We start from the raw sequence: 334 nt of genomic DNA on the forward strand, positions 1-334 counted from the left end.
CGATCTGGATCCACTACGATCAGCGGTATGCGCGCTGCGGAATCCAGGAAGCTGCGCTTGCCTACACTATTGTAATCGCCAAGCAGCTCAGCGTGGTCAGAAGAGAATACAATCATGGTGTTCTTCAACAGATCTTGTTCTTCCATGTAAGCGAGCAAGCGTCCGATTTGGTAATCAATGAAGGATATTGTGCAATAATACGCTGCTTTCATTGTCCTCATCAAATGGTCGTCCACACCTTGATCTCGATATTTGTACCGATTCTGGAATCGATTCCAATAGGTTAGGAGCTCTTCTCCGTTCATAGGCCGCTTAGGTAATGACATCTCAAGCG

The 334-nt window shown here is 46.7% G+C and carries 1 protein-coding gene; it reads right to left on the reverse strand.

The genetic code is table 11. The annotated features are described in order from the left end of the window. Positions 1 to 221, reverse strand: a 221-nt coding sequence (locus NQZ67_RS30920; protein WP_257453175.1) for a sulfatase-like hydrolase/transferase, incomplete at its 3' end; no start/stop codon positions are given. Positions 222 to 334: the final 113 nt, after the last annotated feature.

This window comes from Paenibacillus soyae (assembly GCF_024623455.1).
GTDB classification, from domain to species: Bacteria; Bacillota; Bacilli; order Paenibacillales; family Paenibacillaceae; genus Pristimantibacillus; species Pristimantibacillus soyae.